The following is a 20,602-nucleotide window of genomic DNA, read 5'->3' as shown; positions in this document are numbered from 1 at the left end:
CCGAGGCTAGCCGCCGGCATCCGGCCGGCTCGGTGGCGCGTCGCCCCCGGTGCGGTGCTTGGCGCGGTCGATCAGCCCCAGGGCCACGGCCGCGGCGACGACGACGGCCAGCGAGGCGATCCACCACCACGGGGCGGGCAGGCGCAGCGTGAACGCGAGGAAGAGGTCGACGCCGAAGACCAGCCGGGCGACGAACGGGGCGATCCCGTTGTAGACGCCGACCAGCAGGACGATCGCGGAGAGGGCGTCGTAGCCCTCGGCAGCGGACTTCCCGGCCTCGGCCCCGGCCCCGTCCTCCGGCTGGGCTGCAGGCTCGGGCCGGCGGCGCTCCTTCGCGTCCTCCACGAGCAGCAGCGCGACGGCCGCCAGCGCCAGCACGGCGACGCAGCTGATCCACCACCACGGGGCGGGGAGCAGCAGGGTGAGCGCGAAGCGGCCGTCCCGGTCGAAGATGCCGCGGACCACGAGCGGCACCGCGCCCTGCGAGATCGCCACGAACCAGATCAGCCCGGAGGCGACGTCGAGGCCCCGGGTGCCGTGCTCCTGTTCCACGGGCCCAGCCAATCGGCCGGCGGCCGTGCGCACCATCGGCCGATGGTCGACGGCGGCGCGACGGGAGTAGGGGGCCGCTCGCGGATCGGAGGAGGTGCGTGCGGCGGTCACCGCGCGCTCGCTCGTCGACACCACCTCCTAGGCTGTCGAAGCCGTGACGCGGCTCACAGTTCCGACTGGAGGACGAGGTTCCCGATGACACCGTTCCGCACCCGGCGCGCCCGCCCGCGCGCCCGCTCGAGCAGCCGCCTGGGCGGCGCGCTCGCCATCGCCGCCGCTCTCCTGGTCGCGCCGGCGACCGCCGGCGTGGCCACCGCCGCACCTTCGCCACCCACGGACCCGTTCGCCCCGGACCTCGGCGCCAACGTGACCGTCTTCGACCCGAGCATGCCGGTGAGCGAGATCCAGGCGACCCTCGACGCCACCTGGGAACGCCAGCGGGACAACGAGATGGGCTCCGAGCGGTACGCCTACCTCCTTCTGCCGGGCACCTACGGCACCGCGACCGAGCCGCTGCAGATCAAGGTCGGCTACTACACCGAGGTCTCCGGCCTGGGCGAGCAGCCCACCGACGTCGTGATCAACGGCAAGGTGGAGGTCTACAACCGCTGCCTGGACGACGGCGGCACCACCAACTGCATCGCGCTGAACAACTTCTGGCGCACGGTGTCGAACCTGACGGTCGCCGTGAACGGCACCGGCCAGGACGACTGCCGGCAGACCGCGAACTTCTGGGCCGTCTCGCAGGCGGTCTCCCTGCGCCGGGTGAACATCACTGGCGCCAACCTGTCGCTCATGGACTACTGCACCGCCGGGCCGCAGTACGCCAGCGGCGGGTTCATCGCCGACTCGAACCTGCCGTTCGTCGTCAACGGCTCCCAGCAGCAGTGGCTGACCCGGAACAGCGTCATCGGCGGCTGGTCGAACGGGGTGTGGAACCAGGTCTTCTCCGGCGTGGTCGGCGCACCCGACGACGCGACGTTCCCCGACCCGCCGTACACGACCCTGGAGACCACCCCCGTCAGCCGGGAGAAGCCCTACCTCTTCGTCGACGACCGGGGCCGCTACGTCGTCCGCGTGCCCTCGGCGCAGGCCGACTCGGCCGGCACCAGCTGGGCCGACGGGACGACGCCGGGCCGGGCCCTGCCGATCAGGGAGTTCCTGATCGCGACGCCGGCCACGTCGGTGCAGGAGATGAACAGGCAGCTCGCCCGCGGCAAGCACCTGCTGCTCACCCCCGGCGTGTACGACGTCGCGCAGAGCATCGCGGTGAAGCGGGCGGGCAGCGTCGTCCTCGGCCTGGGGCAGGCCACGCTGACCGCCGTCGACGGCTCGACCCCCCTGACGGTCGCCGACGTCCGGGGCGCCGTCGTCGCCGGGGTGACGATCGACGCGGGGACCGAGGAGTCCCCGGTGCTGCTGCAGGTGGGCAACCCCTCGGGCAGGGGCGGGCAGTCGAACCCGGCCGACCCCACGACGCTGTCCGACGTCTACTTCCGCGTCGGCGGGCCGCACATCGGCAAGGCCGACATCGCGCTCGAGGTGAACAGCGACGACGTCCTCATCGACCACACCTGGGTGTGGCGCGCCGACCACGGCGTCGAGGACTTCACCGAGGGCTACCTCGGTGACACCGACCGCTGGCAGATCAACACCGGCCGCAACGGCGCCGTCGTCAACGGGGACGACGTCACGGCGACCGGCCTGTTCGTCGAGCACTTCCAGGAGCACAACACCATCTGGAACGGCGAGGACGGGACCGTGGTGCTGTACCAGAACGAGCTGCCCTACGGCCCGCCGTCGCAGGCCGAGTGGCAGGAGCCGGACGGCACGCTGGGCTGGGCGGGGTACAAGGTCGGGGACGACGTGCAGCGGCACCAGCTGTTCGGCGGTGGCGTGTACGGCTACCAGCGCAACGCCGCTCCCGGGATCACCACCGAGAACGGGTTCGAGGTGCCGGAGACGCCCGGGGTACAGCTGCACCACGTCATGACCGTGCACCTGGACGGCATCGGCGTCATCGAGCACGTGGTCAACGGGGTCGGTGGCCGGTCGGACCCGAGCACCGCCGGCACGCCGCAGTACGTCGTGGAGTACCCGGCGCCGTGACCCGCGGCTGACCTCCGGTGGGCCGCGGCGGGGGACCGCGGCGGCCCACCGGGGGCTTCCGGGCCGGCCTGTGCCGCAGGCTGCCCAGTCCGCGGCTGCGCGGCGCCCCGTCAGAGTTCGGTGAGCGAGCCGGGAGCGAGGTTGACCACGATCGCCTCCTGGCTGCTGCGCGCCAGGACGACGACCGCCTCCTCCTCGCCCGGGTTCTCCTCGCGGTGCGGCGTCCACGGCGGCACGAAGACGTAGTCGCCCGGCTCCGGGGTCAGCCGGACCTCCTCGCCGTCGCGGGCGAAGACGAAGACGGGCCGGCCGGAGACGACGTAGATGCCGGTCTCGGAGTCGCCGTGGTGGTGGTTGGCCGAGGCGGTGCCCGGCGCGACGTGCGCCTCGCCCATCCAGACCTTCTCCGCCCCGACGCTCTTCCCGGAGACGGCCTCCTTGCGGGTCATCCCGCTGCTCTGGCCGGTGGCGGTCGAGAGCTCGGCCGCGCGGACGTGCCGCAGCGGCGCGTGCCAGTGGTCGGTGCCGTCGGCGGCGTGGTCGTGTGCCATGTGCGGACGCTAGCGCTGGCTCGCCGCGCGTGGCAGGCGGAGCATCGGGAGATGCTGCGCAGGGCGGGGGTGGCTGCGGTCGTCGTCGTCCTGCTGTGCACTGTCCTGGTGAGCCTGCTCTGGGCGTTCCAGCGCCACCTGGTCTACCTGCCGGACGCCGGGCCGGTCGCCCCGGCGGCGGAGGCCGTGCCGGGCGCCCGGGACGTCGTGCTCGAGACCGCGGACGGGCTGCGGCTGGCCGGCTGGTTCGTCCCGGGCCGGACGCCGGACGCCCCCGCGGTGCTCGTCGCCAACGGCAACGGCGGCCACCGGGGCATGCGGGCCCCGCTGGCTCGCGCGCTCGCCGACGAGGGGCTCGCCGTCCTCCTGTTCGACTACCGCGGCTACGGGGGCAACCCGGGCAGCCCCAGCGAGGCCGGGCTGGCGCTGGACGCCCGTGCGGCGCGGGCTTTCCTGCTGGACCGGGCGCAGGTCCCGGCCGACCGGCTCCTGTACTTCGGCGAGAGCCTCGGCGCGGCCGTCGCGACCGAGCTGGCGAGCGAGCACCCGCCCGCCGGCCTGGTGCTGCGCTCGCCCTTCGTCGACCTGGCCGCGGTGGGCAGCGAGCACTACCCGTTCCTGCCGGTGCGGGCGCTGCTGCGCGACCGCTACCCGGTGGCCGAGCTGGTCCGCCGGATCCAGGTGCCGACGACGGTCGTGTACGGCGGCGCCGACTCGATCGTCCCGCCGACGCAGAGCCGGGCGGTCGCCGACGCCGCGGCCGGCCTGCACCGGGTGGTCGAGGTGCCGGGCGCCGACCACAACGACCTCGTCCTGCTCGCCGGGGAAGAGGTGGTCACGGCGGTCGTGGAGCTCGCCCACCTCAGCGCGGGATGACCGAGAGCGTCAGCCGGAAGCGGCCTGCCTCGGAGCGTGCGGTGGCGATCCCCGGGCCGATATCGGCTTACTGGAGGTGTGAAGACTAATTAGACTCGAGATCCTTATAGCCCATGAAGAGGCATCCTGCATTGGTGGTTGCAAAGACTGTATCGGTTACGCGCTGCGAGTCTGGGAAGGTTCGAACGCGACCAACGGCCTCCTTGAGGAGGTCGACACTGCCATGCCTTGAGAAGAGTGCAAGGGTGTCGTCTCGCTCAATTACAAAGCCTGACTTAACTCCTTGAATCGAGTGGGCACCCTCCAGTGAAACGGACATCTCCCGCTTCGTCTCCTCCGACGCCCATCTGTCCCGCACGTTGAGGCGTGGGTTTTCATTCTTCGCGACGGTGAGATTGACGACTTGGACCTCATCCTTCTGCTGGGCTAATAGGGTGTTCCAGTGATTGGCGACAATGTGCAGTCGCTCGACTGGCCGTTCGACGGCACCCTTGCGCTTGGCTCCGTGCTTAGGTCGATCATCTAGATGATCGAGCCGCAGCGGGCTCTTGAGTGACTCGATGCGAACCGACTCGAATTTTTGATTTAGTGAGCGAGGAACAGTTATCGTCTCGCCTCTGTAAAGTTCCGTTGTTGACCGGCCATCCTCGATGGCGTAATTGATTACGTTATGTCTTGCGAAGGACGCGGATGATGAATTGTCAGCGAGCCGCTTCAGTTTGCTGTCGTCGACTGAGATGGGCGAATCGAAACCAAAATCAATGTGGCTTTGCCAGAGGCCGTCTTCTCCGGCTGAGGCGAGTAGTAGGCCGTAATTCGCTGCGATGGCCGTAGCTGGCACGGGAGCCCCGGCTGATAGGTCGGCGGCCAACCAGGGGTGGTCGGGGTCTACTCTCGATTCAAACAGGCCTTCTTCTGAGGCCATGTACACGCGGTTGGCGTAGAACTTAAAGTCGTATAGGTAAGAGTCAAGATTCAGGGTAGAGACGGGCCGAAAGATCCCGTCGGGAATGACGATATCGGGGACGTCAAGTATTTCCAGTCGGGTTGAGCGCAATGCGACCGCACGCTCAAAGAGAGCAGAGTTCTTCCAGTCGCCCGATCTAAAGACAAGAGCCTCGGCGGCCAAGGTGCTGGCAGGACCGTAGTCTGCCGAAATGGCGTTGAGTGCTTCGCGAACTGGCGCGCAAAAAAATGAGTTGCTTCGGTCGACGAGGTAGATCGAATCCTTGTAGATCCAGCCGTCCCGCCAGTCGCCCGGGACTAGGATTCTAATGACCCGCATCAAAGTCGACCCCCCCGAAGTCGGTCGTAGTCGACCGCTGTTATCGCTCCACGCTTTTGCAATTCATCTAACACGGATTTCGGCACTCGGCGCGGCGTGTTGGCGTAGCTCCCACCCGACAATCGGCGTTTCTGGTCGCCTGCGTACGGAAAGCCGTGCCATTCTTCAGCGCCTTCGGAGGGGTGCAGGAAGACCGCGACGCGTTCTCCACGCGTACCGACGGGCGGGCCGTGTGTATCGATATGCCAGAGATTGCCCTGAGGGTCACGGACGGGTGAGGGCTCGCACGAGCAGAACAGATTGCATTCCGCAATCGGTGTGGGTAGGGACCACTTGGATTTGGCAGGAATATAGCCGGGAGTCCGGTGATAGTTTAGCGATTGGTAGGGCGTCTTGTTGCAAGATGACATGTGAACGGCGTCACTGTCTACGCGCAATTGGCGGCAGTCGGGATGTCGGTCGATCATCGGCCCTTCCTGCGTGGCGTTGAGCGGCGTGCGTGCCGGTGACAGTATCGCGGCTGGCCCGAAACGTTCAGAGCGTGCCGTTCGAACCGCCGAGGCTTAACGGCTGGTCGACCGGATGCCGCAACATCGCACTTCTAGCAAACAACAGTGGTGCGTGCTCGCGCACGGAAAGTGAGACGCTCGCCGGGATGTTCGGGGTTCTGCGTTCAGCTTGGGTACACGCCTTGGTCGTGGAGCTTCAACATCGCCTACCTCAGCGCGGCGAGATCGAGAGGGTCAGCCGGGCGCGACCCTCCTCGGAGCGCGCGGTGGCGATCCGCTCGGCCGACGGCATCCCGTACTCGGTGGTGCGCTGACGGGCGGGCCGGCCGATGGCGGCGGCCATGGCCTCCAGCTCGGCGATGGTCTTCAGCGAGCCGTTCTCGCTGCCGGCCATCCGGCTGATCGTCTCCTCCATCAGCGTGCCGCCGAGGTCGTTGGCCCCGCCCTGCAGCACCGCCTTGGTGCCGGCGTCGGCGAGCTTCACCCACGAGGTCTGGATGTTGGGGATCCGGCCGTGCAGCAGCAGCCGGGCCACCGCGTGGATCGCCCGGTTCTCCCGCACCGTCGGACCCGGCCGGGCGACGCCGGCCAGGTAGATGGGGGAGTTGTGGTGCACGAACGGCAGCAGCACGAACTCGCTGAAGCCGCCGGTGCGGTCCTGCAGCGCGGCGAGGGTGCGCAGGTGCCCGACCCAGTGCGCCGGGGTGTCGACGTGGCCGTACATCATCGTCGACGTCGTCGGGATCCCGACCTCGTGCGCGGTGCCGATGATCTCCAGCCAGGTCGCCGTCGGCAGCTTGCCCTTGGTCAGCACCCACCGGACGTCGTCGTCGAGGATCTCCGCGGCCGTGCCGGGGATGGAGTCCAGACCCGCGGCCTTGAGCTCGGTGAGGAAGTCGCGGAACGACAGCCCGGTGCGGGCGGCGCCGTTGACGATCTCCATGGGCGAGAACGCGTGCAGGTGGATGCCGGGCTGCCGTTGTTTCACCTCGCGGGCGAGGTCGAAGTAGGCGGTGCCGGGGAGGTCGGGGTGGATCCCGCCCTGCATGCAGATCTCGGTCGCGCCGGCGGCCCACGCCTCGTCGACCCGGTCGCCGACCTGGGCCATCGAGAGCGTGTAGGCGTCGGCGTCGGTGCGCCGCTGGGCGAAGGCGCAGAACCGGCAGCCGGTGTAGCAGACGTTGGTGAAGTTGATGTTCCGGTTCACGACGTAGGTGACGTCGTCGCCGTTCACGTCCCTGCGGACCGAATCGGCCAGCGCCGCCAGTGCCTCCAGGTCCGGGCCGTCGGCGCCGAGCAGCGCCAGGTACTCGGCGTCGGAGAGCCCGGCCGGGTCGGTCTCGGCGTGCGCCAGGGCGGCGTGCACCTCGGGGTTCCCGACGGTCAGCGCCGTCGAGGAGCCGTCGCGGGCGCTCTCGGTGCGGGAGCGCAGCTCCGACCAGTCGCCGTATACGGCGTCGAAGTCGCTGCGCCGGTCGCCGGTCCGCCCGACGGTGTCCACCTCGACGTGCAGGTCGACCCGGCCCGACGAGGTCCACGACTCGTCCGGCTCCTGCCACGGCAGCCCGGCGGGCATCCGGCCCTCGACCGCCAGCCCGTCGGGACCGGCGAGCGCGTCGACGTGCGGGCGCACCCGCGGGTCCAGCCACGGCTCGGGCCGCAGCACGTACGGCGGCTGGGCGGCCAGCCGCTCGCGCAGCTCGAACCCCGCCTCCGCGGACAGCGCGGCCAGCTTGTCGATGTTCGGCCACGGCCGCTCGGGGTTGACGTGGTCGGGGGTCAGCGGGCTGACCCCGCCCCAGTCGTCGACGCCCGCGCGCAGCAGCAGGCCGAGCTCGGTGGAGTCGGAGAGGTTCGGCGGCGCCTGGACGCGGGCCTTGGGGCCGAGCAGCAGCCGGGTGACGGCGACCGCGGCGACGTACTCCTGCAGCTCCAGGTCGTCGTGGGCCTGCATCGCGGTGCGCGGCTTGGCCCGGAAGTTCTGGACGATGACCTCCTGCACGTGCCCGTGCCGCTGCGCGCTGGCCCGGATCGCGGCGACGGCGTCCACCCGCTCGGCGTAGTCCTCGCCGATGCCCAGCAGCACGCCGGTGGTGAACGGGACCGCGGAGCGCCCGGCGTCCTCGAGCACCCGCAGCCGGACGGCGGGCTCCTTGTCAGGGCTGCCGTAGTGCGGGCCGCCGGGCTCGGACCACAGCCGGGTCGCCGTCGTCTCCAGCATCATCCCCATGGACGCGGAGACGGGCTTGAGCCGCTGGATCTCCTCCCAGGTCAGCACGCCGGGGTTGAGGTGGGGGAGCAGCCCGGTCTCCTCGAGCACCCGGATCGCCATCGCCCGCAGGTAGCCCAGCGTCGAGTCGAAGCCGTGCGCCTCCAGCCACTCGGCCGCGACCGGCCAGCGGTCCTCGGGGCGGTCGCCGAGGGTGAACAGCGCCTCCTTGCAGCCCAGTGCGGCACCGACCCGCGCGATGTCGAGCACCTCGTCGGGGGAGAGGTAGGGGGCCTTGTCCTGGGCCCGCAGCTGCCCCGGCGTCGTCACGAAGGTGCAGTAGTGGCAGCGGTCGCGGCACAGGTGGGTGAGCGGGATGAACACCTTGCGGCTGTAGGTGACGACGCCCGGCCGCCCGGCGCTGGCCAGACCCGCGTCGCGGACCCGGCCGGCGGCGGTGAGCAGGCGGTCCAGCGGCTCCCCGTCGCCCAGGCCGCGGGCGTGCAGCAGGGTTTCGGCCTCGACGGCGTCGAGGGCGACGCCGCGCTCGGCGCGCACCAGGGCGCGGCGGACGGCGGACTCGGACGGTGCAGGCAGAGCGCTCATAGCGCGTCCGACGCTAGCCCGCCGGGATGACGACGGCGTTGCCGACCCGGTTCGGAGGGGTGGGGCCGCCGGCGGTCTGCCTCTGCCCAGCCGGAGTGGGCAGAGGCAGACAGTCCGGAGAACGGAACCGGCCCACCCGTCCCGGGACGGGGCGCACGGACCCTCAGCGCAGGGCGCCGGCGACCACCGCGGCGGCCCGGGCCACCAGCGCGTCGTCGTACCCGGCGTCGGCGGACGCCCGGCTGGAGAGGACGGCGAGCACGATCGGCGCGCCGTCCGGCGGCCACATCACGGCGATGTCGTTGCGCGTGCCGTGGCCACCGGCGCCGGACTTGTCCGCCACGTCCCACTCGGCGGGGACGCCGGCCTCGATCAGGGTCGCGCCGGTGGTGTTGTCCCGCAGCCACCCGGTGAGGAGGTCGCGGTCGGCGGGCTCCAGGGCTCCGTCCAGCAGGACCGCCCGCAGGTCCGTGGCCAGCGCGCGCGGGGTGCTGGTGTCCCGCTCGTCTCCGGGCACCGCCGTGTTGAGCTCGGTCTCCGTCCGGTCGGCCCGGGTGACGTCGTCCCCGAGCGCGCGGAGCACCTGCTCGAAGCCGTCCGGGCCACCGAGCCGGGCCAGCAGCAGGTTGGCGGCGGTGTTGTCGCTCTGCTGGATCGCGGCCTGCAGCAGGTCGCGCAGGGGGAGCCCGGCGCCGGCGTGCGGCCCGGTCACCGGCGAGTGCGCGACCAGCTCGTCCGCGGTGTACGGGACCAGCTGGTCGAGCTCGGCCGCGGACGTTCGGTCGAGGACGGCGGCGGCCGTGAGCGCCTTGTGCGTGGAGGCGAACGCGAACCGCTCGTCCGCGCGGTGCTCGACGGTCCGGCCGGTTGCGGTGTCGACGGCGAACACGCCGAGCCGGGCGTCGAACTCCGCCTCCAGCTGCTGGAAGGCGGGGGCGACGTCCACCGCGGGCGCCGACGTGGGGGCAGAGGTCGACGGGGAGGTCGGCGTGCCGGCCGCCGGCCCGGCCGCCGGCTCCGCGGTCGAGCAGGCACCGAGCAGCGCGGTCAGCAGGACGACGGACGCCGCACGACCGGACCGGGCCCTCGCTGTGCTCATCGGTTCCGGACGCTATCCGTGCGGGCCCGGCCGACTTTAAGGCGACACCCGGAGCGACCTTCCGGTCTGAAAGCGGGGCGGGGCATGTGGCCGTCGTTGCCCCTTCCACGCCGGGGATCACCTGTCTGAGACTTCTCCGTGCACGGCGGCCCGGGTGCCGCCGGCGCCGCGCCACCCCGCCAGCCGTACCGCCTCGACCGCACATGAAGGTGGATCCGCAGTGACTCAGACGACCACGGCAGCTCAGCCGGTGACCGACTCGTCGGCGCCGATCCTCTGCAACGTGGTGGACGGTGAGCTCGTCGAGACGGGTGAGCTGTTCGTCAAGATCAACCCGGTCGACGGCTCGACCGTCGCCCGGGTGCACGAAGCGGACGCGGCCACCGTGGACCGAGCGGTCGCGGCTGCCCGCCGGGCGCTCGACGGTCCGTGGGGCCGGCTGGGGGTGAGCGCCCGCGCCACGCTCCTGCGCCGGGTCGCCGACCGGATCGAGGAGCGTTTCGACGACTTCGTGCGGGCCGAGGTCGCCGACACGGGCAAGCCGGTCGCCCAGGCCCGCACGCTCGACGTCGCCCGGGCCGTGGCCAACTTCCGGTCCTTCGCCGACACCATCTCCTCCGCCGGGCTCACCTCGTACCAGACGGAGACGCCGGACGGCCGGGGCGCCCTGAACTACGCGGTGCGACAGCCGCTCGGCGTGGTCGCCGTGATCGTGCCCTGGAACCTCCCGCTCCTCCTGCTGACCTGGAAGGTCGCCCCGGCCCTCGCCTGCGGCAACGCCGTGGTGGTCAAGCCGTCGGAGGAGACGCCGTCGACCGCGACCCTGCTGGCCGAGGTGCTGCGGGACGCCGGCGTGCCCGACGGCGTCTACAACGTGGTGCACGGGTTCGGCCCGGGCTCGGCCGGGGAGTTCCTCACCTCGCACCCGGGGGTGGACGGTGTGACGTTCACCGGGTCGACGGCCGCCGGGAGCGCCATCATGCGGTCGGTGGCACCGCGGGTGCGGCCGCTGTCGTTCGAGCTCGGGGGCAAGAACCCGGCGCTGGTGTTCGCCGACGCCGACCTGGACGCGACGATCGAGGGCCTGACCCGGTCCGTGTTCGCGAACACCGGCCAGGTGTGCCTCTGCACCGAGCGGGTCTACGTGCAGCGCCCGGTCTTCGACGAGGTGGCCGAGCGGCTGACCGCCGCAGCGCGGGCGCTCCGCCTGGGCCGCCCGGACGACGAGGCCACCACGACCGGCCCGCTGATCAGCCGGGGCCACCGGGAGAAGGTCGTGTCCTACCTGGAGCTGGCCCGCCGGTCCGGGGCCACCGAGCTCGTCGGCGGCGGCATCCCCGACCTGGGTGCCGAGCTGGACGGAGGGGCGTGGATCGAGCCGACCCTCTGGACGGGCCTGCCGCAGGACGACCGCGTCCTGCGCGAGGAGATCTTCGGCCCGGTGGCTGCGCTGGTGCCGTTCGACACGGAGGAGGAAGCGGTGGCCCTGGCCAACGACACCGACTACGGGCTGGCGGCGGCCACCTGGACCACCGACCTCCAGCGCGGGCACCGCGTCGCCCAGCAGCTGCGGGTCGGCATCAGCTGGGTCAACACCTGGTTCCTGCGCGACCTGCGCTCACCGTTCGGCGGCAGCGGCCTGTCGGGGATCGGTCGTGAGGGCGGCCAGTCCTCCCTGGAGTTCTACACGGAGCAGACGAACGTGTGCGTGAAGCTGTGACGACGACCCCGCGCGTGGACGACGCGCTCGTGCAGCGGCTCGACGACGCGGTGACCGGCGTCCACGAGATCCGCAACGCGGAGGCGACGGACGTCGACGCCGCCTACGCCGTCCAGGAGGCGCTGGTCGCCCGCCGGCTGGACCGGGGCGCCGTCCAGGTCGGCTGGAAGCTGGGCTTCACCAGCCTGGCGAAGATGGCGCAGATGGGCGTCTCCGACGTCATCGTCGGGCGGCTGACCTCGGACATGCTGGTGCCGGACGGCGGCTCGGTGGACCTGTCCCGGTTCATCCACGCCCGCGTGGAGCCGGAGGTCGCCTACCGCCTGGCGCGGGACGTCTCCCCGGACGAGCCGGTCGACGACATCCTGTCCGCCGTGGACGCCGTCGCCCCGGCGCTGGAGATCATCGACTCGCGCTACCAGGACTTCCGGTTCACGCTCGCCGACGTCGTCGCGGACAACACGTCGGCCGCCGGGTTCGTCATCGGTCCGTGGACGTCGCTCCGGGACGCCGGGGAGCTCGGTGGACTGCCGGTCTCCCTGATCGTCGACGGCGAGGTCGCCGAGACCGGTTCCACCGACGCCATCCTGGGCCACCCGCTCAAGGCCCTGCCGGCGCTGGCCGACATGGCCCTCCGGCGTGGTCTCCGGCTGCGCGCCGGGCAGGTGATCCTGGCCGGCGCCGCCACCGCCGCCGTCCCGCTGACGCCGGGGTCGGGCGTCGTCGGGCGGGTGACCGGTCTGGGCTCGGTGCGCCTCGGTGTCCTCGGAGGAGCGGAGTGAGCGACAGCCGGGCCGTGACCGTCGCCGGCAAGGCGACGCCCCGCGGACGCTTCCCCCACGTCCGGGTCGCCCACGGGATGGCCTGGGTATCCGGCACCAGCAGCCGGCGGCCCGACGACACCATCGCCGGGGCGGAGGTGGGCGACGACGGCGAGCTGCGGCTCGACATCGCCGTGCAGACCCGCGAGGTGCTGCGCAACGTCGCCGACATCCTGGCCTCGGTGGGCGCCGGGCTGGGTGACCTGGTCCAGGTCACCACATACCTCACGTCCATGGCGGACTTCGACGCCTACAACGCGGTGTACGCCGAGCACTTCGACGAGTCGGGGCCCACGCGGACCACCGTGGCGGTCGCCGAGCTGCCCCATCCGCACCTGCTCATCGAAATCCAGGCGGTCGCGGTCCTGCCGGCCCGCGACTGACCCAGAGAAGCCGACCCGAGGAGGCACCCATGCCCGACCCCCGTGAGCTCAAGGCGTTCAACTTCCAGCGCTGGATCGAGGAGCACCAGCACCTGCTCAAGCCGCCCGTCGGCAACGTGCAGGTCTGGGAGGACGCCGACCTGATGGTGACGGTCGTGGGCGGCCCGAATCAGCGCACGGACTTCCACGACGACCCGATCGAGGAGTTCTTCTACCAGCTCAAGGGCAACATGGTGCTGCGGGTGATGGCCGAGGAGGGGCAGCCGCCGACGGACATCCAGATCAGCGAGGGCGACGTGTTCCTGCTGCCCCCGCACGTCAAGCACTCCCCGCAGCGCCCGGAGCCGGGCAGCATCGGGCTGGTCGTCGAGTTCGCCCGTCCCACGGGGCAGCGGGACGCCGTCGAGTACTACTGCATGGAGTGCAACCACCGGATCTTCCGGGCAGAGCTGCAGCTGGAGTCGATCGTCGAGGACCTGCTCCCCGTCTTCGACTCGTTCCTCTCCGACGAGCAGGCGCGGACCTGCGACAACTGCGGTGCCCTCCACCCGGGCAAGCAGTGGCCGGACCACCTGCGCCCGGTGACCGGGGCCCCGGCCGGCGCCTGATCGCCGTGGACGTCCTGGAAGCCCCGGACCCGCTCCGGCCGGAGGACCGCTCGGTCCTGTCGCGTCCGGCGCCGGGGCCGGACCTCGTCCTCCGGTACGGCGCGGCGGACGAGCACGTGTGCGACGTCCGCCTCGGTGGTCCGCGTGCGGCGGGGCGGCCGCTGGTCGTCCTGCTGCACGGCGGCTTCTGGCGTCCCGAGTACGACCGGGTGCACGTGCGGCCGATGACCGACGCGCTGGCCCGGGCCGGTTGGACGACGGTGACGCCGGAGTACCGGCGCGTCCCGGGCCGGCCCGACGCCATGGTCGCGGACGTCCGCGCGGCCCTGCGCGAGGCCCGGCGGTCGGACGTGACCGCCGCCCACAGCGACGGCCGGCTGCTGATCGCCGGCCACTCGGCGGGTGGTCACCTCGCGCTGCTCGCGGCCGCGGGAGCGCCGGCGGGCGTCGTCGGCGTCCTCGCGCTCGCGCCGGTGGCCGACCTCGAGGTGGCCGCGGCCCTGGCGCTGGACACCGACGCGGTGCCGGCTTTCCTCGGCGGACCCGCGGCCGGGCGGGCCGACCTCGATCCCGCGCGGCTGCCCACACCGGATGCCCGCGTGCACATCGTCCACGGCGCCGGGGACGGGATCGTGCCGGCCGTGGTCAGCGAGTCCTACCGTCGCCGGCACCCCGCTACGGCGCTGACCGCTCTCCCGGTGGGGCACTTCGCGCTCATCGACCCGAGCAGCACGGCGTGGCCGGTCGTGCTCGGCGCGCTCGACGGGCTCGCCGCGTCCGCCTGAGCGGTCCCTCCTGCCGAGCCCTCGGCGTCGCGGCCCGGCCGGCCCTCAGGAGTCCGGTCGGTGGACCCGGCCGCGGCCGAGGGGGCTGGAGAGCACCAGCGTCGACGACGGCTGGCCGTAGTCGGCGAGCCGGTCGACCACCGCTTCGAAGGCCTGCATCGAGGCGGCCACGACCTTCAGCTCGCAGCACACGTCACCGGTGACGCGGTGCAGCTCGAGCACCTGGGGCCACGCCGCGACGCTCTCGGCGTGCTGCAGGATGCAGCGCGGCCCGAAGCACTGCATGCGAACCAGGGCGAGCACGCTCCAGCCGGCCGCCTCGAGGTCGACGGCGGCGTGGTACCCGGTGATGACCCCGGCCTGCTCGAGCCGGCGGACGCGTTCGGCGACCGCCGGCGAGGACATGTGCACGCGCCGGCCGAGCTCGCTGAACGAGACCCGGCAGTCGTCCTGGAGCTCGGCGAGGATGGCCCAGTCCGTGCTGTCCACGCGCCCGACACCCCCCTCCACGACACGAAAGTCGTTTGCCGATCCGACCTTCCGATCGAAAAGTCGGATGGACTATACGACCCCCGCTCGCCATTCCCGGACGTCCTGCACCCGCGCAGACTTCACCCGTGAAGGAGGGCCGACAGTGACCGTGGAAGAGCGCGACAAGGGTACGGCGAGCGAGGTCGACGACCGCCCCGGGACGGCGACCGCGGAGAGCCGCGCCGCCCTCGCCGAGGCGACCGGCGGCAAGCCGCACATGTCGTTCGACGGCGCGACCCCGTACGACCACTACGTCCGCACGGACGTCCTGCACGGCATCCAGGACACGATGACCGACGTGCCCGAGGAGCGCGCCTTCCTGGTCGCGTCGCAGATCATGGAGCTCTACTTCGGGCAGCTCCAGTTCGAGTGGGAGCTCGCGCAGCAGCACCTGCGCGCCGACGACGTCCGCGGTGCGGTCGCCGTCCTCCGCCGGTCCGTCCGGCAGTTCGAGGGGCTCGTCGCCTCCTGGTCGACCATCGACTGGCTCTCGCCCATGGCGTTCAACCGGTTCCGCGACACCCTCGGCGTGGCGTCGGGCTTCCAGTCGTGGGCCTACCGCCGGCTGGAGCTCCTGCTCGGCATCAAGCAGCGCCGGCTGACCGAGCTCTACCGCGGCAACCCAGCCGTCTACGAGCCGCTGATGGCGGCGTTCGAGGGCCCGTCGCTGTACGACGACGCGATCGCCGCCCTCGCCCGCAGCGGCATGGACATCCCGGACGAGGTCGTGAACCGCGACTTCGGGCAGGACTACGAGGCCCGTCCGGAGGTCGAGGAGGCCTGGCTGCAGATCTACACGCGGGAGCAGAACGGCGACCCGCTGTGGGAGCTGGCCGAGGTGCTGACCGACATCTCCGCCGCCTTCACCGACTGGCGGCACAAGCACCTCCTCGCCGTCCGCAGGGGCATGGGCGACAAGGTGGGCTCCGGAGGCTCCTCGGGGACGTACTGGCTGGCCAAGAGCCTGGCCCGGGTCGTCTTCCCCGAGGTGTGGTCGGCACGGACGGCGGTCTGACCCCGGTGACCGAGACCGTGACCGCCCGGCCCGGGGGCCGGGACCTGCTCGCCGACCTGCTGGCCCGCGAGGAGCACGCCCTCGCCCTGGACGCGGCCGACGAGCTGCCGACCCGGCGCGGGGAGTTCCACGTCCCGCCGGCCGAGGGCGGGGACCACCCCGAGACGGCGTACTTCGCCGGGAACTCGCTGGGCCTGCGCCCGCGACGGACCTCGGTCGAGCTGCTGGAGGACATGGAGGACTGGGCGCGGTGGGGCGTCGAGGGCCACACCGAGGCGCGCCGCCCGTGGCTGCCCTACCACGCGCTGCTGCGCGAGCCGATGGCCCGGCTGGTCGGTGCGCAGCCGGACGAGGTCGTGGCGATGAACTCGCTGACGGTCAACCTGCACCTGCTGATGGTGTCGTTCTACCGGCCGGAAGGCGCCCGCCGGAAGATCCTCATCGAGGACAGCGCCTTCCCCTCCGACAGCTACGCGGTGCGCAGCCAGGCGGCCTTCCACGGGCTCGACCCGGACGAGGTCATCACCCGCATGCGCCCCCGGGAGGGCGAGGAGAACCTGCGCACCGAGGACGTCGTGGACTTCCTCCGCCGCTCCGGGCACGAGCACGCGCTCGTGCTGTTCGGGGGCGTGAACTACCTGACCGGTGAGCTGCTCGACATGCCGGCGATCACCCGCGCCGGCCACGAGGCGGGGTGCGTCGTCGGCTGGGACCTGGCGCACGCCGCCGGCAACGTCCCGCTCGCGCTGCACGAGTGGGGCGTCGACTTCGCCGCCTGGTGCACGTACAAGTACCTCAACAGCGGCGCCGGCGCGGTCGCCGGCGTCTTCGTCCACGAGCGGCACCTGGCCGGGGACCGCCCGCGGTTCGAGGGCTGGTGGACGACGCGGGAGTCGACCCGCTTCCAGATGGCGCCCGTGGCCGACCCGCCGCCGACGGCCGACGCGTGGGCGCTGTCCAACCCGCCGATCTTCGCCATGGGGCCGGTCCGCAGCTCGCTGGAGATGTTCGACGAGACCGGGATGCCCGCCCTCCGCGCCCGGAGCGAGCGGCTGACCGCCTACCTCGAGTCGCTGTTCGACGAGGTGTTCCGGGACCGTCCGCTGACCCAGGTCACGCCGCGGGACCCGGCCGCGCGCGGCAGCCAGCTCTCGGTCCGGATCGAGGGCCGCACCGCGAAGGAGCTTGCCTCCGCGCTGCGGCTCCGGCACGGGGTGATCGCCGACGCGCGGCAGCCGGACATCGTCCGGTTCGCCCCCGTCCCCATGTACGTCACGTTCCACGACTGCTGGCGCGCCGCTGTCGCGCTGGCCCGCGAGGTGGCACCCCGATGAGCGATCCGATCCTGACCTCGTCCGACCCGACGTCGCAGCGTTCCGTCGCGGTGGTCGGCGCCGGGCTCGTCGGCTGCCTCGCGGCGTGCTTCCTCGCCCGTCGCGGGTACGCCGTGACGGTCTACGAGCGGCGCCCGGACCCGCGCCTGACCGCCGAGGAGCGGGGCCGGTCGATCAACCTGGCGCTCTCGGAGCGCGGGATCGACGCGTTGCGGCGGCTCGGCCTGGACGAGCAGGTCATGGCCCCCGCCCTCCCGATGCACGGGCGGATGGTGCACGGCGTCGACGGCACGCAGAACTTCCGCTCCTACTCCGCGGACGGGCGCCAGCACATCAACTCGATCAGCCGGTCGGCCCTGAACGCGACCCTGCTCGACGCCGCGGAGAAGGCTCCCGACGTCCGGGTCCTGTTCGGGCACCGGCTCACCGGGGTCGACGTCGGGACCGCACAGCTGAGCTTCGAGACCCCCGACGGGCCGGTCGAGGTGTCCCCGGACTGGGTGGTCGGCACCGACGGGGCCGGCTCGGCCGTCCGTCAGGCGCTGATGGCCGCCGGCGTGGTGACCGCGGAGGAGGACTGGCAGCCCTACGGCTACAAGGAGCTGACCATCCCGGCCCGGGACGGTGAGTTCGCCCTGGATCCCGACGCGCTGCACATCTGGCCGCGCGGCGGATCCATGATGATCGCCCTCCCCAACCCCGACCGGTCCTTCACCTGCACCCTCTTCTGGCCGCTCGACGGGCCGGGCAGCTTCGCCGAGATCACCACCGCCGACCAGGTGGCCGAGCACTTCCGGCGTCACTACCCCGACGTCCCGCCGCTGGCGCCGGACCACGTGTCGGACTACCTGCACAACCCGATCGGCCCGCTGGGGACGCTGCACACGTCCCCGTGGCAGCACGACGGGCGGTTCGTCCTGATGGGGGACGCCGCGCACGCGATCCTCCCGTTCTTCGGGCAGGGGGCGAACTCCGGCTTCGAGGACTGCGTCGCCCTGGACCAGCTGCTGGAGAGCACCGGCGACGACCTGCGCCTGGCACTGCCGCTGTTCGAGTCGGCCCGGCGGGAGAACGCCGAGGCGATCGCCGGCATGGCCGCCGACAACTTCACCGAGATGCGGGACAAGGTGAACTCCCGGCTCTTCCAGCTCACCACCCGTGGCGAGCACCTGCTGGAGAAGTGGCTGCCGGCCTACCGCACCCGCTACGAGCTGGTGTCCTTCACGACGGTGCCCTACGCCGAGGTCGTCCGGATCGTGCAGCGCCAGCGGCGGCTCGTGGCGGCGGGGGCGGCGGCGCTCGTGGTCCTCGCCTCCATCGGCGGGGGAGCGTGGCGGTCCCGGTGACCTCGACCAGGGAGCCCGGCGGGATCGCGGAGACCGCCGACGGGCAGATCATCGACGTGCACACCCACTTCGTGCCCCGTGGCTGGCCCGACCTCGGTGCCGCCTGCGGGCCGGGGACGTGGCCCTCGCTGCGCATCGACTCCGAGCGCGAGGCGATGATCATGGTGGGCGAGACGGAGTTCCGCCCGATCGGTGCCGAGTGCTGGGACGCGCCCACCCGCTTCGCCGACATGGACGGCGACGGGGTCGCCGTCCAGGTCGTCTCGCCGACACCGGTGTTCTTCTCCTACGACCGCCCGCCCGCGCAGGCGGCCCGGGTGTGCGAGATCTTCAACGACCTCGCCCTCGAGCTGACCGACGGCTCCGGTGGCCGGCTCGTCCCGTTCTGCCAGGTGCCCCTCCAGGACCCCGACGCGGCGTGCGCCGAGCTCGAGCGCGCCCTGGCGGCCGGTCACCGGGGCGTCGAGATCGGCAACCACGTCGGCGACCGGGACCTCGACGACGCCGGCGTCGTCACCTTCCTGCAGCACGCGGCGTCGCTGGACGTCCCGGTGTTCGTGCACCCGTGGGACATGGCCGGCGGCCCGCGGCTGGACCGGTGGATGGCGCAGTGGCTCACCGGCATGCCCGCGGAGACCCACCTGTCGGTGCTGGCGATGGTGCTCGGCGGCGTGTTCGACCGCGTCCCGGAGTCGCTGCGGATCTGCTTCGCGCACGGTGGCGGCTCGTTCGCCTTCTGGCTCGGCCGCCTGGAGAACGCCTGGCACCGGCGCGGCGACGTCGTCCGGGGGAGCTCGACCCGTCCGCCGTCGGAGTACGTCGGCCGGTTCTCCGTCGACTCGGTGGTCTTCGCCCCGCCGGCGCTCCGGATGCTCGTCGAGACCCTCGGGCCCGACCAGGTGATGGTCGGGTCGGACTACCCCTACCCGTTGGGCGAGCGCCCCGTCGGCGCCGTCGTGCACCAGGCGGGCCTGCCCGAGGAGCAGCAGCGGCAGCTGCTGTCCGGGAACGCCCGCCGGTACCTGACCGGTCAGCAGTGACCCGGGACCCGGGCCGGCGCGCGAGCGCCGGCTGACCACCACCTTCCGCCACCCACCTCGAACCACCTGGAGACGACCGTGCGAGTGGGCATCCCCACGGAGATCAAGAACCACGAGTACCGGGTGGCGATCACGCCGTCCGGGGTGGACGAGCTGGTCCGCCGCGGGCACGACGTGTTCGTCCAGCGCGGCGCCGGGTCCGGCTCGTCGATCCCGGACGAGGCGTACGCGGCGGCCGGCGCGAAGGTCCTGGACACGGCCGAGGAGGTCTGGGGCGTCGGGGACCTGCTGCTCAAGGTCAAGGAGCCGGTGGGCCCGGAGTACGGCCTGATGCGCGCCGACCAGGTCCTCTTCACCTACCTCCACCTGGCGGCGTCCCGGCCGTGCACCGACGCGCTCCTCGCCGCGGGGACGACGTCGATCGCGTACGAGACCGTGCAGCTCGCCGACCACAGCCTTCCGCTGCTGGCACCGATGAGCGAGGTGGCCGGACGGCTGGCCGCCCAGGTGGGTGCCTACTACCTGATGCGCCAGGACGGCGGGCGCGGGGTGCTGATGGGTGGTGTCCCCGGCGTCCGTCCCGCGAAGGTCGTGGTCATCGGGGCGGGCGTGTCCGGCCGCAACGCGGCCGCCATCGCGCTGGGCATGGGAGCCGACGTCGCGCTGCTCGACCGCAACCTCGACCGGCTCCGGGCCGTCGACGCCGTCTTCGGCGGCCGGTGCCGCACCGTGGCCTCCAACACGCTGGAGATCGAGACGGCGGTGACCGAGGCGGACCTGGTCATCGGTGCCGTCCTGGTCGCCGGCACGAAGGCCCCGACGCTGGTGAGCAACGAGCTGGTCGGGCGGATGAAGCAGGGGTCGGTGCTCGTCGACATCTCCATCGACCAGGGTGGCTGCTTCGAGGACTCGCGCCCGACCACGCACGCGGACCCGATCTACCCGGTGCACGACTCCGTCTTCTACTGCGTGGCGAACATGCCCGGCGCTGTCCCGCACACCTCGACCTACGCGCTCACCAACGCCACGCTGCCCTACGTGACCGCGCTGGCCGACGGGGGATGGCGGGCGGCGCTCGCCGCCGACCCGGCGTTCGCCAGGGGCCTGAGCACCGTCGACGGGCGACTGGTGAGCGAACCCGTGGCCGCAGCGCACGGATACCCGCATGGCACGGTGGCCGACGCGCTGGCCTGACCGGCCGGGCACGATGCCCACCGACGACC

General features: G+C 72.1%; 18 protein-coding genes. 12 read left to right on the top strand and 6 right to left on the bottom strand.

The annotated features are described in order from the left end of the window. Positions 1-6 precede the first annotated feature (6 nt). On the bottom strand, positions 7-552 hold the full coding sequence (locus tag ACI79T_RS14660; RefSeq protein ID WP_456610809.1) for a hypothetical protein: 546 nt from the start codon (positions 550-552) through the stop codon (positions 7-9). Between the two features lie 195 nt (positions 553-747). Here ACI79T_RS14660 and ACI79T_RS14655 point away from each other — a divergent pair, with 195 nt between their 5' ends. Further along, a complete protein-coding gene (locus ACI79T_RS14655; RefSeq protein WP_456610808.1) occupies positions 748-2,661 on the top strand; it encodes a glycosyl hydrolase family 28-related protein in 1,914 nt (637 codons plus the stop codon). Positions 2,662-2,771: 110 nt separating this feature from the next. Here the strand turns inward: ACI79T_RS14655 and ACI79T_RS14650 are convergent, their stop codons facing one another. Next, positions 2,772-3,212, bottom strand: a complete 441-nt coding sequence (locus ACI79T_RS14650) for a cupin domain-containing protein (protein ID WP_456610807.1) — start codon at positions 3,210-3,212, stop codon at positions 2,772-2,774. 51 nt (positions 3,213-3,263) lie between these two features. Between ACI79T_RS14650 and ACI79T_RS14645 the strand changes: the two genes are divergently transcribed. After that, positions 3,264-4,088, top strand: a complete 825-nt coding sequence (locus tag ACI79T_RS14645; protein WP_456610806.1) for an alpha/beta hydrolase — start codon at positions 3,264-3,266, stop codon at positions 4,086-4,088. A gap of 85 nt (positions 4,089-4,173) precedes the next feature. Here the strand turns inward: ACI79T_RS14645 and ACI79T_RS14640 are convergent, their stop codons facing one another. From ACI79T_RS14640 to bla, 3 genes are all read right to left on the bottom strand, one after another. Continuing rightward, positions 4,174-5,373: a hypothetical protein gene (locus tag ACI79T_RS14640; protein WP_456610805.1), complete on the bottom strand. Its 1,200-nt coding sequence runs from the start codon at positions 5,371-5,373 to the stop codon at positions 4,174-4,176. 720 nt (positions 5,374-6,093) lie between these two features. After that, complete coding sequence (locus ACI79T_RS14635) at positions 6,094-8,697, bottom strand: bifunctional FO biosynthesis protein CofGH (RefSeq protein ID WP_456610804.1); 2,604 nt, start codon at positions 8,695-8,697, stop codon at positions 6,094-6,096. A gap of 163 nt (positions 8,698-8,860) precedes the next feature. Further along, on the bottom strand, positions 8,861-9,796 hold the full coding sequence (gene bla / locus ACI79T_RS14630; protein ID WP_456610803.1) for a class A beta-lactamase: 936 nt from the start codon (positions 9,794-9,796) through the stop codon (positions 8,861-8,863). A gap of 220 nt (positions 9,797-10,016) precedes the next feature. On the opposite strand from bla, the gene ACI79T_RS14625 reads away from it, so the two are divergent. Genes ACI79T_RS14625 through ACI79T_RS14605 form a run of 5 tightly spaced genes read left to right on the top strand, consistent with a single transcriptional unit; the run spans position 10,017 to position 14,113 of the window. Continuing rightward, positions 10,017-11,516: a 2-hydroxymuconic semialdehyde dehydrogenase gene (locus tag ACI79T_RS14625; RefSeq protein WP_456610802.1), complete on the top strand. Its 1,500-nt coding sequence runs from the start codon at positions 10,017-10,019 to the stop codon at positions 11,514-11,516. Beyond that, positions 11,513-12,298 (top strand): 2-keto-4-pentenoate hydratase, encoded by a 786-nt coding sequence (locus ACI79T_RS14620; protein WP_456610801.1) that lies wholly within the window; start codon positions 11,513-11,515, stop codon positions 12,296-12,298. Before ACI79T_RS14625 ends, ACI79T_RS14620 begins: the two co-directional genes overlap by 4 nt. Further along, on the top strand, positions 12,295-12,720 hold the full coding sequence (locus tag ACI79T_RS14615) for a RidA family protein (protein WP_456610800.1): 426 nt from the start codon (positions 12,295-12,297) through the stop codon (positions 12,718-12,720). The genes ACI79T_RS14620 and ACI79T_RS14615 overlap by 4 nt, the downstream gene beginning before the upstream one ends. Positions 12,721-12,749: 29 nt before the next feature. Further along, a complete protein-coding gene (locus ACI79T_RS14610; protein WP_456610799.1) occupies positions 12,750-13,328 on the top strand; it encodes a 3-hydroxyanthranilate 3,4-dioxygenase in 579 nt (192 codons plus the stop codon). A gap of 5 nt (positions 13,329-13,333) precedes the next feature. Further along, complete coding sequence (locus ACI79T_RS14605; RefSeq protein WP_456610798.1) at positions 13,334-14,113, top strand: alpha/beta hydrolase; 780 nt, start codon at positions 13,334-13,336, stop codon at positions 14,111-14,113. 45 nt (positions 14,114-14,158) lie between these two features. On the opposite strand, the gene ACI79T_RS14600 is transcribed toward ACI79T_RS14605, so the two are convergent. After that, complete coding sequence (locus ACI79T_RS14600) at positions 14,159-14,602, bottom strand: Lrp/AsnC family transcriptional regulator (RefSeq protein WP_456610797.1); 444 nt, start codon at positions 14,600-14,602, stop codon at positions 14,159-14,161. A gap of 145 nt (positions 14,603-14,747) precedes the next feature. Between ACI79T_RS14600 and ACI79T_RS14595 the strand changes: the two genes are divergently transcribed. From ACI79T_RS14595 to ald, 5 genes are all read left to right on the top strand, one after another. Continuing rightward, positions 14,748-15,659 carry a tryptophan 2,3-dioxygenase gene (locus ACI79T_RS14595; protein WP_456610796.1) on the top strand — a complete coding sequence of 304 codons (912 nt, stop codon included), beginning with the start codon at positions 14,748-14,750 and terminating at the stop codon, positions 15,657-15,659. Between the two features lie 5 nt (positions 15,660-15,664). Then, positions 15,665-16,993, top strand: a complete 1,329-nt coding sequence (kynU, locus tag ACI79T_RS14590; RefSeq protein ID WP_456610795.1) for a kynureninase — start codon at positions 15,665-15,667, stop codon at positions 16,991-16,993. After that, on the top strand, positions 16,990-18,339 hold the full coding sequence (locus ACI79T_RS14585) for an FAD-dependent oxidoreductase (RefSeq protein ID WP_456610794.1): 1,350 nt from the start codon (positions 16,990-16,992) through the stop codon (positions 18,337-18,339). Before kynU ends, ACI79T_RS14585 begins: the two co-directional genes overlap by 4 nt. Next, positions 18,336-19,379 (top strand): amidohydrolase family protein, encoded by a 1,044-nt coding sequence (locus tag ACI79T_RS14580; RefSeq protein WP_456610793.1) that lies wholly within the window; start codon positions 18,336-18,338, stop codon positions 19,377-19,379. Before ACI79T_RS14585 ends, ACI79T_RS14580 begins: the two co-directional genes overlap by 4 nt. Before the next feature lie 84 nt (positions 19,380-19,463). Next, complete coding sequence (gene ald / locus ACI79T_RS14575) at positions 19,464-20,573, top strand: alanine dehydrogenase (RefSeq protein WP_456610792.1); 1,110 nt, start codon at positions 19,464-19,466, stop codon at positions 20,571-20,573. The last annotated feature ends 29 nt before the right edge of the window (positions 20,574-20,602 follow it).

Source organism: Blastococcus sp. SYSU DS0619 (assembly GCF_054051035.1).
Note: the sequence above shows the minus strand (reverse complement) of the source record. Positions and strands in the feature narration are given on the sequence as shown.

Coding starts and splice junctions, on each gene's coding strand:
- ACI79T_RS14655 (WP_456610808.1), top strand. CDS start 748: ATGACACCGTTCCGCACCCGGCGCGCCCGCCCGCGCGCCCGCTCGAGC.
- ACI79T_RS14650 (WP_456610807.1), bottom strand. CDS start 3,212: ATGGCACACGACCACGCCGCCGACGGCACCGACCACTGGCACGCGCCG.
- ACI79T_RS14645 (WP_456610806.1), top strand. CDS start 3,264: ATGCTGCGCAGGGCGGGGGTGGCTGCGGTCGTCGTCGTCCTGCTGTGC.
- ACI79T_RS14640 (WP_456610805.1), bottom strand. CDS start 5,373: ATGCGGGTCATTAGAATCCTAGTCCCGGGCGACTGGCGGGACGGCTGG.
- ACI79T_RS14635 (WP_456610804.1), bottom strand. CDS start 8,697: ATGAGCGCTCTGCCTGCACCGTCCGAGTCCGCCGTCCGCCGCGCCCTG.
- bla (WP_456610803.1), bottom strand. CDS start 9,796: ATGAGCACAGCGAGGGCCCGGTCCGGTCGTGCGGCGTCCGTCGTCCTG.
- ACI79T_RS14610 (WP_456610799.1), top strand. CDS start 12,750: ATGCCCGACCCCCGTGAGCTCAAGGCGTTCAACTTCCAGCGCTGGATC.
- ACI79T_RS14585 (WP_456610794.1), top strand. CDS start 16,990: ATGAGCGATCCGATCCTGACCTCGTCCGACCCGACGTCGCAGCGTTCC.